At 68.1% G+C, this 14564-nt stretch carries 9 protein-coding genes; 6 read left to right on the top strand and 3 right to left on the bottom strand.

The window, feature by feature from the left end; all coding sequences use genetic code 11:
- Positions 1-227: 227 nt before the first annotated feature.
- The 4 genes from ACN0RJ_RS07795 to ACN0RJ_RS07780 all read left to right on the top strand — a co-directional run bounded on the left by ACN0RJ_RS07795 (position 228) and on the right by ACN0RJ_RS07780 (position 5618).
- A complete protein-coding gene (locus ACN0RJ_RS07795; RefSeq protein ID WP_417720005.1) occupies positions 228-1931 on the top strand; it encodes a peptide ABC transporter substrate-binding protein in 1704 nt (567 codons plus the stop codon).
- Between the two features lie 410 nt (positions 1932-2341).
- Positions 2342-3379 (top strand): ABC transporter permease, encoded by a 1038-nt coding sequence (locus ACN0RJ_RS07790; RefSeq protein ID WP_417720004.1) that lies wholly within the window; start codon positions 2342-2344, stop codon positions 3377-3379.
- The gene (locus ACN0RJ_RS07785; protein WP_417720003.1) at positions 3372-4352 is read left to right on the top strand and encodes an ABC transporter permease; all 981 of its coding nucleotides are present in this window, start codon (positions 3372-3374) and stop codon (positions 4350-4352) included. Before ACN0RJ_RS07790 ends, ACN0RJ_RS07785 begins: the two co-directional genes overlap by 8 nt.
- 222 nt (positions 4353-4574) lie before the next feature.
- Positions 4575-5618 carry a YeeE/YedE family protein gene (locus ACN0RJ_RS07780; protein ID WP_417723906.1) on the top strand — a complete coding sequence of 348 codons (1044 nt, stop codon included), beginning with the start codon at positions 4575-4577 and terminating at the stop codon, positions 5616-5618.
- 37 nt (positions 5619-5655) lie between these two features.
- Here the strand turns inward: ACN0RJ_RS07780 and der are convergent, their stop codons facing one another.
- From der to ACN0RJ_RS07765, 3 genes are all read right to left on the bottom strand, one after another.
- On the bottom strand, positions 5656-7119 hold the full coding sequence (der, locus tag ACN0RJ_RS07775; protein ID WP_417723905.1) for a ribosome biogenesis GTPase Der: 1464 nt from the start codon (positions 7117-7119) through the stop codon (positions 5656-5658).
- 130 nt (positions 7120-7249) lie between these two features.
- On the bottom strand, positions 7250-8578 hold the full coding sequence (locus tag ACN0RJ_RS07770) for a PQQ-binding-like beta-propeller repeat protein (protein ID WP_417723904.1): 1329 nt from the start codon (positions 8576-8578) through the stop codon (positions 7250-7252).
- A 44-nt stretch (positions 8579-8622) separates the two neighbouring features.
- The gene (locus tag ACN0RJ_RS07765) at positions 8623-9279 is read right to left on the bottom strand and encodes a hypothetical protein (RefSeq protein ID WP_417719999.1); all 657 of its coding nucleotides are present in this window, start codon (positions 9277-9279) and stop codon (positions 8623-8625) included.
- 261 nt (positions 9280-9540) lie between these two features.
- Between ACN0RJ_RS07765 and ACN0RJ_RS07760 the strand changes: the two genes are divergently transcribed.
- Together ACN0RJ_RS07760 and ACN0RJ_RS07755 are read left to right on the top strand one after the other, a co-directional pair.
- Positions 9541-10851, top strand: coding sequence for an efflux RND transporter periplasmic adaptor subunit (locus ACN0RJ_RS07760; RefSeq protein WP_417723903.1), 1311 nt, complete (start codon positions 9541-9543; stop codon positions 10849-10851).
- Positions 10848-14528 (top strand): efflux RND transporter permease subunit, encoded by a 3681-nt coding sequence (locus ACN0RJ_RS07755; RefSeq protein WP_417723902.1) that lies wholly within the window; start codon positions 10848-10850, stop codon positions 14526-14528. The genes ACN0RJ_RS07760 and ACN0RJ_RS07755 overlap by 4 nt, the downstream gene beginning before the upstream one ends.
- The last annotated feature ends 36 nt before the right edge of the window (positions 14529-14564 follow it).

Genomic DNA, 14564 nt, shown 5'->3' with positions numbered 1-14564 from the left:
GTGTCAGACGCCAACGCTAGCGGCAGATTTCCCGGGCTGTCAAATCCTGCTCCGGGGTTACCCCAAGGCAAAGCTTGCATTTTCCATGCGTTCTGTTTCGATGACGGGCAGAGTGGGAACATCGTGACCGGATCAGGCAGCCGCGAGGGCTGTCTCTCGTGTTTCGCGTTCCCGCCCGAAAAACCATGACTGGCCGGACCCAACCGGCGTCCAACAAGGAGAGTCCGATGACATTCAAGACCTATCTGCTCGGGGCGGTCGCCTCGCTCGCGCTGGCCCCGGCGGCCTTTGCGGAGCGCGGCGCCGACGGGCACGTCAACATCATCTACTGGCAGGCTCCGTCGATCATGACGCCGTATCTTTCGGGCGGCACCAAGGATATCGAGGCCGCGTCGCTGGTTCTCGAACCGCTGGGCCGCTACGACGAGACCGGCGCGCTGGTTCCCTACCTCGCCACCGAGATCCCGACCGTCGAAAACGGCGGCGTTTCCGAGGATCTGACCTCGATCACCTGGAAACTGAAGGAGGGCCTCGTCTGGTCCGACGGCACCCCGGTGACCTCGGCGGACGTGAAGTTCACCGGCGAATACTGCATGCATCCCGAGGGCGGCTGCGCCCAGCTGGCGAAGTTCACCGGCGTCAAGAGCGTCGAGACCCCGGACGACCTGACCGTCGTCGTGACCTTCGCCGAACCGATGCCGAACCCCTACGGTCCGTTCATGGGCGGACAATCGCCGATCCTGCAGAAGGCGCAGTTCGAGAAGTGCCTCGGCGCCAATGCCTCGTCCTGCACCGACGCCAACTTCAAGCCGATCGGCACCGGCCCCTTCGTGGTCGACGAATTCAAGCCGAACGACGTGATCTCGCTCTCGGCCAACCCCAACTTCCGTGACCCGGCCAAGCCCGCCTTTGCCACCGTGACCCTCAAGGGTGGCGGCGATGCGGAATCCGCGGCGCGCGCCGTGCTCCAGACCGGCGAATTCGACTACGCCTGGAACCTTCAGCTTGCACCCGACGTGCTGGCGAGCATGACCGAAGGCGGCACCGGCGTGCCCGTTTCGGCCTTCGGCACGCTGGTCGAGCGGATCGAGATGAACATGACCGACCCCTCGCCGGACCTGCCCGAGGGCGAGCGTTCGACCGTGGCGCATCCGCACCCGATCCTGTCGGACTTCAACGTGCGCAAGGCGCTCTCCATGGCCATCGACCGCCCGCTGCTGGTCGAGGTCGGCTACGGCCAGGCCGGTCGCGCGACCTGCAACCTCGTGCCCGCCCCGGCGCTCTACGCCTCGGACAACGAGGAATGTCTCACCCAGGATCTCGAAGGCGCCAAGGCGCTGCTCGAGGAATCCGGCTGGACCGACAGCGACGGTGACGGCGTGCGCGAAAAGGACGGCATGAAGCTGTCGCTGCTCTACCAGACCTCGACCAACGCCGTGCGCCAGGACTTCCAGGCGCTCATCAAGGATTGGTGGAACCAGATCGGCGTCGAAACCGAACTGCGCAACGTCGATTCCTCGGTGTTCTTCGGTGGTGATCCCGGTTCGCCCGACACCTTCCAGAAGTTCTATGCGGACGTCGAGATGTACGCCAACAACTTCGACGGCACCGACCCGCAGTCCTACCTCTCGATGTATCGCTGCGGCAACGAGCCGAAGCCGTCGTCGCAGTGGCAGGGCGAGAACATCAACCGCTTCTGCAACGAGGAATACGACGCGCTGCTCGACGAGCTGGCCAAGACCGGCGAGCTGTCCAAGCGCGGCGAGATCGCCAAGAAGCTCAACGACCTGATCACCAAGGACACGATGACCATCGTGCCGCTGGTCGACCGTGGCCGGGTTTCCGCGCATTCCAACTCGCTTGGCGGCGTGATCCTGAACACCTGGGACAGCGAGCTGTGGAACGCGGCCGACTGGTATCGCGTCAAGTGATCTGACACCTTCGGAACGCCCCTGTCTGCCGACAGGGGCGTTTCCCTTTTACGGACCTTGCGGAAGAAAGACCGACGTTTGACCGATGCCCCCCGGGAGCCCCGCGCAGGCCCAGAGCGAGCCTGTCCCGACCGCCCCCGGACGCGCACCCGCCGGAACAGTGTCGACACCTTCCGCGCCTGCCGTGCCGCCGCACCGCCCTGCCGCGATCCGGGCCCGCGCGACCGACCGTCCCCGTCGCCCCGGACCGACCCTGCCGAAAATGTCATCGCGGCATTGCGATCTGCCGCATTTTCCGGCACCACGACCCTGTCCGCCCTTGCGCCCGGCCAGCCCGGCGCGTCCGATGGGGCAAGCGTTCCCAGTTGTGCCCCCGTCCCCGAGTCACGATCCACCGATGTGAGGCCCCGATGCTGACATTTGCCGTCCGTCGCCTGGTCCTGTCGATTCCGACGCTGCTGTTCATCAGCTTCGTGATCTTCATGCTGCTGCAACTCGCCCCGGGCGATCCCATGGCGCAGGTGCCCCTGACCGTCCCGCCCGAAGTGAAGGAAAAGATGCGGCAGGCGCTCGGTCTCGGAGAGCCGCCGCTCGTTCAATACTGGAAATGGCTGGTGCAGATGTTCTGGACCGAGCCCAAGATCCTCATCGACTGGCTGACCCGCGATTCCTTCCTGCTGGGATGGCTGCCCGATACGCATCTCTACCAGGGCGAGCTGCGGGTGATCTCTTGGCAGACCCGCTCTCCGGTCATGGACATCGTGCTTCAGCGCATTCCCCAGACCCTCTGGGTGGTGGGCCTGAGCTATGTCGTCGGCGTGCTGATCGCGCTGCCCATCGGCATCTATTCCGCCTACCGGCAGTATTCGGTCTTCGACCAGGCCGGGACGTTCGTGACGATGATCGGGTTCTCGATCCCGCCCTTCTTCACCGGGCCGCTGCTGATCGTGATCTTCTCGGTCTATCTCGGCTGGTTCCCGTCGATCTACGACACCACCCATGTCGTGCGCGACTGGGCCAGCATGAAATACCAGATCCAGCAGATGATCATGCCGGTCATGGTGCTGGCGCTCCAGACCACGGCACAGCTGTCGCGCTACATGCGCGCCTCGATGCTCGACAACCTCAACCAGGATTACGTCCGCACCGCCCGTGCCAAGGGCCTCTCCGAAGCGGTGGTGGTCATGGTCCACGTGCTGCGCAATTCGATGATCCCGGTGGTGACGGTGATCGCCCTCGGCGTGCCGGCGATCTTCGGCGGCGCGATCATCACAGAAAACGTGTTCAAGGTGAACGGCATCGGCCAGCTTCTGATCACCGCGCTCTTTGCCAACGACCTGCCGATGGTGATGACGCTGACCTTCATCTTTGCCGTGCTGATCGTGACCTTCAACCTGATCGCCGACATCCTCTACGGCCTTCTCGACCCGAGGATCCGCTATGACTGAGCCCGTCGCCGCCTCTCCCGTTCCGATCGAAGCCCTGCGCGACAAGGGACCGGACAAGCCGCCGCGGTCCAAATGGCGCGATGTCTGGGACCAGTTCCGCAAGCACAAGGGCGCGATGATCGGCGCGGGCTTTCTCATCTTCATCACGCTCGGGGTGCTGTTCGGCCCCTGGCTCTGGACGCTGGACCCGCAGAAGCTCGACATCCGGGCCAAGGACATGCGGCCGATCTACACCGCGCTCTGGGATTCGACGGCCAAGACCGGGTGGAACCATCCGCTCGGCTCGGACCAGCTCGGACGGGACAACCTGTCCCAGATCATCGCGGGCGGGCGCGCCTCGATGGCGGTGGGCTGGGCGGCGATGCTGCTGTCGCTGGTGATCGGCACCGGGGTCGGCGTCGTCGCCGGCTATTTCCGCCGCCTCGACGGGCCGCTGATGCGGATGACCGACCTGTTCCTGTCGCTACCGATCCTGCCGCTGCTGCTGGTCGCGGTGACGCTGTTCCGCCAGCCGCTGCGCGCCAATTTCGGCCCCGAGGGCGGCATGTTCATCCTCATCGTCACGGTGGTCGGCATCACCTCGTGGATGCCCACGGCGCGGATCGTGCGGGGCGATATCCTCGCCCTGAAGGAGCGCGAATTCGTGCTGGCCGCGCGCTCCATCGGCACCCGGCCCTTTGCGATCATCCGGCGCCACCTGCTGCCCAACGTCCTGTCGCCGATCATGGTGTCGGCGACGCTGGGACTCGCCACGGCGATCATCACGGAATCGGCGCTGTCCTTTCTCGGCGTCGGCTTTCCGTCGGATTTCCCGACCTGGGGCAAGATGCTGGCCGATGCCGTGGCGCGGATGGAGGATTTCCCCGAGCGGGTCATCCTGCCGGGAATCGCCATTTCGCTGACCGTTCTCGGGGTGAATTACCTCGGTGACGGGCTGCGCGACGCGCTCGATCCCCGCATCCGGGGGCGCTGAGAGGGCCGCGGCGCAAAAAAGAAGGCTGCTCTTGCCGGCGTCCGCCGTGGCGGAATGGCGCGCGTCGGCGGCAGGGCGCCGCGCAAACATTTGTCCGCGCCACATCTTCGGACCGGGAAATCCGTCTTCCCCCCGCGCGAGGACGGTGTTCCCCGCCCCTTGCCAGCGGGGCGATTTCCCGGCAAGGCAGGCACCGTCCCGCCAGACCGCACGAGGATTCCCATGTTCGAGACCCTTGGCTTCGAAAACTTCACCGCCCCGCAGATCGCCGTCTTCTTCGGTCTCGCGCTCGGGGCGCTGTTCGGACTTCTCGCGGAACGCACCCGCTTCTGCTTTCGCCGCAGCCTCGTGGGCGAGGATGCCCCGCAGGCGCGCGGCGTCTGGGCGACCGGATTCGCCTTTGCCATCGTCGGCACGCAGATCGCCGTGGCACTGGGTTGGATCGGCTTCGCGGATCACCGCTACCTTGCCTCCGACCTGCCGGTCGCCGCGATCCTCGTCGGCGGGCTGCTGTTCGGTGCGGGCATGGTGCTGACGCGGGGATGCATCTCGCGGCTGACGGTGCTGACCGCCTCCGGCAACCTGCGCGCGCTTTCGGTCCTGCTGGTCTTCGCCATCGCCGCCCATGCCACGCTCAAGGGCGTTCTGGCCCCGCTGCGCACGACGCTCGGCGCGGTGACGCTGGATCTCGGAGAGACCACCGGCTTTGCCGCCCTGCCCGGCGGCGCGCTGCCCTGGACCGCGCTCATCGCGGCGGCGGCGCTGTTCGTCGCGCTACGCTCCGGCGCGCGCCTGACGCAGCTTGCCCAGGCGGGCGCGCTGGGTCTGCTGGTCGCGGTCGGCTGGGTCGGCACGGGTTGGGTGCTTTACGACGATTTCGACCCTATCGCGATGGAGAGCCTCTCCTTCACCTCGCCCATGGCCGAGAGCCTGTTCTGGACCGTCGCCTCGACCGCGATTCCGGCCGGGTTCGGCACCGGTCTCATCGGCGGCACCCTGATCGGCGCGCTGGTTTCGTCGCTCCTCGCGGGCCGCTTTGCCTGGCAGAGCTTTTCCGCCCCCCGTGAAACCGGGCGCTACCTGTCGGGGGCGGTGCTGATGGGGGTCGGCGGCGTGCTGGCCGGGGGCTGCACCGTGGGTGCGGGCCTCTCCGGCACCGCGACCCTCGGCTTCGCGGCCTTCCTCGCGCTCGGCGCGATTGCCTGCGGCGGGCTGGCGATGAACGCGGCGCTGAAGCCGCGCGGTGCCTTCCAACCCGCCGAATGAGGCAGCGCCCCGGGGTTCGCCCGGGGCCGAACGCCCCTCAGCCCTTCTTCTTGCCCAGGTGCTTGGTCAGCGCACCGGCATTGCGTTCGCGGCGGCCCTTGTAGGGGTTCCGGTCGCTCTGCCCCCGCATGTAGAGACGGATCGGCGTGCCCGGCATGTCGAAGGCTTCGCGCAGCCCGTTCACGAGGTAGCGCGTGTAGCTCTCCGGCATCTTGTCGGGATGCGAGCACATCACCACGAAGCCCGGCGGCCGGGTCTTGGCCTGGGTCATGTAGCGCAGCTTGATCCGCTTGCCCTGCGGCGCGGGCGGCGGGTGGGACGAGATCATGCCCTCGAGCCAGCGGTTGAGCTGGCCGGTCGAGACGCGGCGGTTCCAGACCTCCCACGCCTTGATGATCGCGGCCTGAAGCCGGTCGAGCCCGCGCCCCGTCTTGGCCGACACCGTCACCAGCGGCGCACCGCGCAGCTGCGGCAGGAGCCGGTCGAAGGCTTCCTTGAGATCGCGCAGCTTCTCCTGCTTGTGCTCTTCCACGTCCCACTTGTTCACCGCGACGACCACCGCGCGGCCCTCGCGTTCGGCCAGATCGGCGATGCGCAGGTCCTGCTGTTCGAAGGGGATGGCGGCATCCAGCAGCACCACGACCACCTCGGCGAATTTCACCGCGCGCAGGCCGTCGGAGACCGAAAGCTTCTCCAGCTTCTCCTGCACCTTGGCGCGCTTGCGCATCCCGGCGGTGTCGAAGATCCGCACCGGCACCCCGTCCCAGTCCATCCGGACCGAGATCGCATCCCGGGTGATCCCGGCCTCGGGACCGACCAGCAGGCGATCCTCGCCCAGCAGCTTGTTGATCAGGGTCGACTTGCCCGCGTTGGGGCGGCCGACCACGGCGATCTGCAGCGGCTTGGCATTGGTCGGCATCCGCAGCGGCGTCTCTCCGCCCTCGTCGTCCTCGTCCGAAAGATCGACCTCGGTTTCCGGGGCCTCCTCGGCGGCGCGCTCGGCATAGCCGTCGGCCAGCGGCTGCAGCATGGCGTAAAGCTCCGGCATCCCCTCGCCGTGCTCGGCGGACAGGCGCACCGGCTCTCCGAGGCCGAGGGCATAGGCCTCGATCACCCCGGCATCGGCGGCAGAGCCCTCGCCCTTGTTGGCGGCGAGGATGACATGCTTGGCCCGCTTGCGCAGGATCTCGGCAAAGACCTCGTCCGCGGGGGTCACGCCGACGCGGGCGTCGATCATGAACAGGCAGATGTCGGCCATGTCCACCGCGCGCTCGGTCAGCTTGCGCATCCGGCCCTGGAGGCTTTCGTCGGTCGCCTCTTCGAGACCGGCGGTGTCGATCACGGTGAAACGCAGGTCGCCCAGCTTGCCCTCGCCCTCGCGCAGGTCGCGGGTCACGCCCGGCTGGTCGTCGACCAGCGCGAGACGGCGCCCCACGAGGCGGTTGAAGAGCGTGGATTTGCCCACGTTCGGGCGCCCCACGATGGCGAGCGAAAAGGTCATGTCAGGCGTCCTTGATCCCAAGCGGCCCCGTTAGCCCATTTCGCGCGGCCGGGAAAGGGCCGTTCTGTACGGCCCGCCCCGGCGCATGTCCGTGGCCGGGGCCGGTCGACGGAAGAAACGCGGGCCGCGCTCAGCGGTAGCCGAGCAGCTGACCCTTCTTGTTCACCACGTAGAGCGTGCCGCCGGCCACGATGGGCCGCGTCGTCGCTCCGTCGGGAATCGCGACGGCCGAGACCAGCGCCCCGTCCTCGGGGTTGAAGCTGCGCAGCAGGCCGTCGGACGAGGCGACCACCAGCCGCCCCCCCGCGAGCACCGGCCCGAAATGCGCATAGGCCGCATCCCGACGCTTCTGCGGGCGACGCCTCGGCTCGTAGCCCGGCATCGCGACGGTCCAGACCTTTTCGCCGGTTTCGGCGTCGAGCCGGACGAGTTCGTTCTGGTCCGAGACGAAGTAGACGGAATTGCCCGCCGGCCAGACCGGCCCGAGCGCGCCCGTCCGCGCGGTCCAGAGACGCTCTCCGTTCTGCAGCCCGAGCGCCACGACCCGGCCGGAATGGTTGCCGACATAGACGCGGTTGCCGTCGATCACCGGGTAGCCGGTGATGTCCTCGACGGTCGCGATCGCGACGCCGTTGCGCGCGCCGAGCACGTCGGCGCTCCAGGTGCGCAGGCCGCCCTGCAGGAAGGCCGCCTGCACGTTGCCGGAGCCGAAGGCAAAGATCGCCAGCTTGCTGCCGACCGCGGGCGGGGCCGCACCGGCGACGTTGTTGACGTCTTCCAGCCCGTCGATCTGCCAGCGGATGCGGCCGTTGTCGGCCTCGATCGCCCAGGCACGGGAATCGCCGGAGGTGACATAGACCAGGTCGCCCACCGCCGTCGGAGCGCCGGTCGCGGTCCCGCCGAGCTGCTGGCTCCAGATCTCGCCGCCGGTGGCGGGATCGAGCGCGGTCAGCCGGCCGAAGCCCGACGCGACATAGAGCCGCCCGCCCGCCACGGCGAGCCCGCCGCCCTGGGCCTGGGTGGCTTCGTCGCGCAGCGGCACCATGGTCTTCTGCCAGAGCAGGCCGCCCGAGGTGCCGTAGGCGCTGAGCCGGTGTTCGGAATCCATCGCGAAGATGCGCCCGCCCGCGGCGACAGGATCGACGTTGAGCCGCTTGCGGCGGGTGTCGCCTTCGCCCAGCGGCACCGACATCACGAGCTGGAGGTTGCGCCCCAGCGCCGGATGGATGGTGCGATAGGCGGGCGAGACCGCGCTCTGCGCCCAGTCGGCATTGTTCGAGATGCCGGGAAGCGCGGCGGCCGCCGCGCGGTTCGCCGGTTCGACGGGATCGGCCAGGGCCGGATCCTCCAGCACCTCGCGGGCGCCGAAGCGTTCGCCGGGCAGGATGACCTCGGGGTCCGTGCAGCCTCCCAGCACCGTGAGCCCCAAAAGCCCCGCCGTGATCGTGGTGATGCGCAACGTACTGCCCCCGTCTTACTGCTCTCGTTCGCCTGCCGGTCCGTTTATCCGGCCTCGGGCTCTCCGCCCAGCGCTACAATCAACTGAGACGCCCGCTGGCGCAAGCCCGGCGTGGTTCCCGCATCCTCGACGATGAAGCGCAGACGCTCCAGCGCCGCAGCCTTGTCCCCCGACGCGATGTCGAGAAAGGCAAGCTGCTCGACCGCCAGCAGATGCAGGGGCTTGCCGGGCTGCGCGAGAAAGTCGAGCCGCTGGCGGCGCTCCTCGGGCGACAGGCCGCTGTCCGAGCGGCTGACCGCCTTGAACGAGGCGATCTCGCGGTAGATCTCGGGCACGTCCTCGGAGCCGGACACGGCATCCAGCGCCTCGACCGCCTTGGCGCCGTCGCCCTCGCGGGCGAATTCGGACGCCTTGAGCATGTCCAGAACGGCGCGCGCGCCGGGTTCCGACGCCTCGACCGCATCCAGCGCGGCGATGCGCGCGGCGCTGTCTTCGGTGTCGAGCGCCGCAAGCACCGCATTGCCGAAGTCCTGCGCGGCGGCGCGGTCGCGTGCCAGGGCATATTCGCGCCAGGCCGCGGCGCCGACCAGAAGGATCACCGCCAGCACCGCGATCCAGCCGTATTTCCGCATCAGGGCGAAAAGCCGGTCGCGGCGGACTTCTTCGGTGACTTCGTCGATGAAACTGTCGGTATTGCTCACGGCTGCCTCTTGCGTCGGATTTGCCCCCTCTTACAGACCTCTGCCGGGCCTGCCAAGGCGTCACCCGCCGGCAGGACGGGCGGGGGACCGCGCGTTTGCAGCAATTCGCGCAGATCATGTTGATCGCGCGCGTCATCGCGACTAAACTGAACGAGGTAGTTTAGAAAACGGACGCCAATTTCCGGCGCCTTCGGGCCGGGGGCTGCCGGGTCACTCAACGGACGGGGCCTGCGCGGCCCCGGACGAACGGAAAGTCGGTTCATGCGCATCATTTCGATCCTCACGGCCCTCCTTGTCGCGGCCGTCCTCTATGCGGTGGTGCTCGAACGCGACCGCCTGCTCGACTGGGCCCGCGCCATCGCGCCCGCCGCATCCGGAGAGGCCCCCGCCCCCGAGGTCGCCGCAGCACCGGAAGCCGGGGCGCCCGTGGCAGACAGCGGCGAAGACGAGGGCGAAACCTCCGTTGCGGTCATGGCGATGCGCTCCGTCGCGCGGATGATCGACGACGCCGTGGTGCTGCGCGGAGAGACCCAGGCCTCCCGCGAGGTGGACGTGATGGCGGAAACCGCGGGCCGGGTGAGCTCGGCCCCGCTGCCGAAGGGGACCCGCGTGACCGAGGGCCAGGTGCTCTGCAAACTCGAACCCGGCACCTCGGGCGCGTCGCTGGACGAAGCCGTCGCCCGGCTTGCCGAGGCCCGCGCCCAGCGCCCGCAGGTCGAGGCGCGCATCCCCGAAGCCGAAGCCATGGTGCTTCAGGCGGAGGCGCAACTCGAGGAGGCGCGAATCAACCTCACCGCCGCCGAGCAGTTGTCCCGGGGCGGCTATGCCTCGCGCACCAAGCTTGCCTCGTCGCAGGCGCAGCAGCGTGCCGCCGAAGCGGGCGTCATCAGCGCCGAGGCCGGTCTGAAATCCGCCCGCTCCGGTGTCGACAGCCTCGAAGCCTCGATCGAGAGCGCGCGCGCCGCGGTCGCGCGGGCGCAGACGGTGGTGGACAACCTGACGATCACCGCGCCCTTCGCGGGGCTGCTGGAAAGCGACACGGCAGAGCTCGGCTCTCTCATGGCGGTCGGCGGCCATTGCGCGACGGTGATCCAGCTCGATCCGCTGAAGATCGTCGGTTTCGTCCCCGAGGTCGATGTCGCGCGCGTAAAGACCGGGGCGCGGGCGGGTGCGCGGCTGACCGGAGACGTGACGGTGACCGGAACCGTCACCTTCGTATCGCGCCAGTCCGACCCGACCACCCGCACCTTCCGGGTCGAGATCACCCTGCCCAACCCCGACCGCGCCATCCGCGCCGGCCAGACCGCCGATATCGGCATCGAGGCCGAAGGCGCGATGGCGCATCTGCTGCCGCAATCGGCGCTGACACTGGACGACGAGGGCCGCATCGGCATCCGCTCGGCCACCCCGGAGGGGCGCGCGGCCTTCCTGCCGGTGCGCATCCTGCGCGACACCCGCGAGGGCATCTGGGTCGGCGGTCTGCCGGACGAGGTCGACGTCATCACCGTCGGTCAGGAATACGTGACCGACGGCGTCGCCGTCTCTCCGAGCTTCGAGGAGGTCATCCAGTGACCGGAATCGTCGACTGGGCCGCAACGCGCGCCCGCATGGTGATGGCCTTCATCGTCCTGTCGCTGACGGCGGGCGCCTTTGCCTATGCCACCCTCCCCAAGGAGGGCGAGCCGGATATCGAAATCCCGGCGCTCTTCGTCTCGGTCCCCTTCCCCGGCATTTCCGCCGAGGATTCCGAGACCCTGCTCGTCAAGCCGATGGAAACGGAGCTGTCCGATCTCGACGGGCTCAAGACGCTGTCCGGCGTCGCCTCCGAAGGCTATGCCGGCGTCGCGATGGAGTTCGAGTTCGGCTGGAACAAGACCGAGGTCATGTCGGACGTGCGCGACGCGATGAACAAGGCCCAGGCCAAGTTCCCGGACGGCGCCGACCAGTACACGATCAGCGAGATCAACTTCTCGGAATTCCCGATCCTCATCGTGTCGCTGACCGGCCCGGTGCCGGAACGCACCATGGCCAAGGTCGCAAAGGATCTTCAGGACAGGGTGGAAAGCCTTGATTCCGTTCTGGAAGCCGGGATCGCGGGCAACCGCGACGAGATGCTCGAAGTGCTGATCGACCCGCTTCGGCTGGAAAGCTACAACGTCACCGCGGGCGAACTCATCAACGTGGTGCAGAACAACAACCTGCTGGTGGCGGCGGGCGAAGTGCGCACCGATCGCGGTGCCTTCTCGGTCAAGATCCCGTCCAGCTTCGACGAACCGCGCGACGTCTATTCCCTGCCGGTCAAGGTCAACGGCGACCGGGTGGTGACGCTGGGCGACCTCGCCACCATCTCGCTCACCTTCGAGGACCGCGAGGGCACGGCGCGATTCAACGGGCAGAGCACGGTCGCTCTGCAGATCGTCAAGCGCAAGGGCTTCAACCTGATCGACACCGCCACGGCGGTGCGCGAGGTGGTGGCCGAGGCCGAGGCCGACTGGCCCGCAGGGCTGCGCGCCGCCGTCACCGTGTCGGAAAGCAACGATCAGTCGCGGATCGTGGATTCCATGGTCAAGCAGCTCGAAGGATCGGTGCTGACCGCCATCGCGCTGGTGATGATCGTGGTGCTGGCATCGCTCGGGACCCGCGCGGCGCTGCTGGTGGGATTCGCCATCCCGACCTCGTTCCTGCTCTGCTTCGTGCTGCTGGCGATCATGGGCATCACCATCTCGAACATCGTGATGTTCGGCCTGATCCTCGCGGTGGGGATGCTGGTGGACGGCGCCATCGTCGTGGTCGAATACGCCGACAAGCGGATCAAGGACGGCGTCGGCCCGATGCACGCCTATGTCGAGGCCGCCAAGCGCATGTTCTGGCCGGTGGTCTCCTCCACCGCGACGACGCTCTGCGCCTTCCTGCCGATGCTGTTCTGGCCCGGCGTCGCGGGGCAGTTCATGGGGATGCTGCCGGTCACGCTGATCTTCGTTCTGTCCGCCTCGCTGGTGGTGGCGCTGGTCTACCTGCCGGTGATGGGCGGGGTGTCGGGACGGTTCTCGCGCATCCTCAACCGCCTGTCCGACCGGCTGCGGGCGCGCACCCCCTGGCTGGTGCGCGCGGCGCTGGTGCCGGTGGCGCTGCTCGGCATGTTCACCGGGGCGATGATGGTGCTGAACCCCTCGTTCCTGTTCGCGATGCCCGCGGATCTCGGCTGGCAGCGCTGGCTGCCGGGGGTGGCGGTCTTCCTCGTCTTCGCGGTCATGGCCTCCATCACCCTCGATGCCGCGCGCATCGAACACCGCCGCAAGCGCATCCGCTCGGGCTACCGCAGGACGCCGTTCGGGCGGGTGATCTCGTTCATCGCGGGCAACCCGGTGATGCCGCTCGTCACCATCGGCGCGGTGATCTTCTTCGTGGTCTCGGTCTTCGCCTACTACGGCGAGAACAACGCCGGCACCGAATTCTTCACCGAAAGCGAACCGGAACAGGCGCTGGTCTATGTCCTGGCGCGCGGGAACCTGTCGCTTGGGGAAAAGGACGCGCTGGTGCGGCGGGCCGAGGCCATCGTGCTGAAGCATCCGGGGGTCGAGACCGCCTTTGCCTTCGCCGGTGACGGCGGGCTCAATTCCAACACCGGCGGCGCACAGCCGCCCAAGGACACCATCGGCCAGATCCAGCTCGAGATCGTGCCGTGGGAGAACCGCCGCGACCGGCCCGAACTGGACGGCGACCTGGTGCTCGCGGAACTGACCGAAAGCCTGGCCACCATCCCCGGCATACGGACCGAAATCCTGAACCTCGCCATGGGGCCCGCATCGGCCAAGCCGGTGCACCTGCGGCTCAAGGGCGACGACTGGGAGAGCCTGATGGCCGCCACCGCCGAGGCGCGCGCGCGGTTCGATGCCACCCCCGGCCTGCGGCTGATCGAGGACACCCGCCCCCTGCCCGGCATCGACTGGCAGATCGACGTCGACGTCGAAAAGGCCGGGCGTTACGGCGCCGATGTCGCCACGGTGGGCGCGATGGTTCAACTGGTCACGCGCGGGCTGGTCATCGGCACCATGCGGGTCGATTCCTCGGACGAGGAGATCGACATTCCCGTGCGCTTTCCCGAGGAGGACCGCGTGCTGTCGACGCTCGACAGTCTCAAGGTCCGCACCCCGGAGGGGCTGGTGCCGCTGTCGAACTTCATCACCCGCAAGCCGGTCCGCAAGCTGGCCGAGATCAACCGCGTCGACCAGAAGCGGCATTTCGACATCAAGGCCGCCGTCGCGGACGGGCTGGTGCGGTTCACCCGCGACGGCACGACCGTCGGCTACGGCGAGGAGGCGGCGACCGGCACCCCGGTGAAGGGCAAGACCTATGCCTTCACCCGCGCCTTAGCCCCCGAAACGCCGGAGACGCTGGCAAGCCTCGCCGCCGACGGCGCGCTGGCCGTCGTCCCGGTCAACCCGAACGAGCGGATCGCCGAGATCACCGGATGGCTCGAAACCGCGGCGCTGCCTGGGGGCGTGAGCTGGGAATGGACCGGCGATCAGGAGGACGAGGCGGAAAGCCAGGCCTTCCTCGGTCAGGCCTTCCTTGCCGCGCTGGGGCTCATGTTCATCATCCTGCTGGCCCAGTTCAACAGCCTCTACAATTCGGTGCTGGTGCTGCTGGCGGTGGTGCTGTCGACGGCGGGCGTTCTGCTGGGAATGCTGGTGCTCGACCAGACCTTCTCGATCATCATGTCGGGAACGGGCGTGGTGGCGCTGGCCGGGATCGTGGTGAACAACAACATCGTGCTGATCGACACCTTCCAGGAATATTCCCGCTACATGCCCCGGATCGAGGCGATCGTCCGCACCGCGGAGGACCGCATCCGCCCGGTGCTGCTGACCACGGTCACCACGGTGGCGGGGCTGTTCCCGATGATGATCGGCCTCAGCCTGGACTTCTTCGGGGGCGGCTACGCGATCGATTCACCGACCGCGCTCTGGTGGAAGCCGCTGGCCTCGGCGGTGGTCTTCGGACTTTCGGTGGCAACGGTGCTGACGCTGGTCTTCACCCCGGCGATGCTGGCCCTGCGTGTCTGGCTGGGAACCTACGCCATGTGGATCGCGCGGCTGCTGGCCAAGCTGTCGCTGGGCCGGTCGTCCCGCGCCGCGCAGGACTGGGCGCTGAACCGCGCCGCACGCCGGGTCAGGGCACCGGAGATCGTCTGGGACGACGCGCCGGAAAAACCCACCGTCCCGTCGCATCTGCGCGCGGCGGAGTAGCTCCCGCCCGGGCAAGGGCACGTGCGCAAGGCGAAA

Source organism: Salipiger sp., assembly GCF_048261495.1.
In the GTDB taxonomy this organism is placed as follows: Bacteria; Pseudomonadota; Alphaproteobacteria; order Rhodobacterales; family Rhodobacteraceae; genus Salipiger.
The sequence above is the reverse complement of the archived record's forward strand: the minus strand, read 5'-3'. Positions and strand labels throughout refer to the sequence as shown.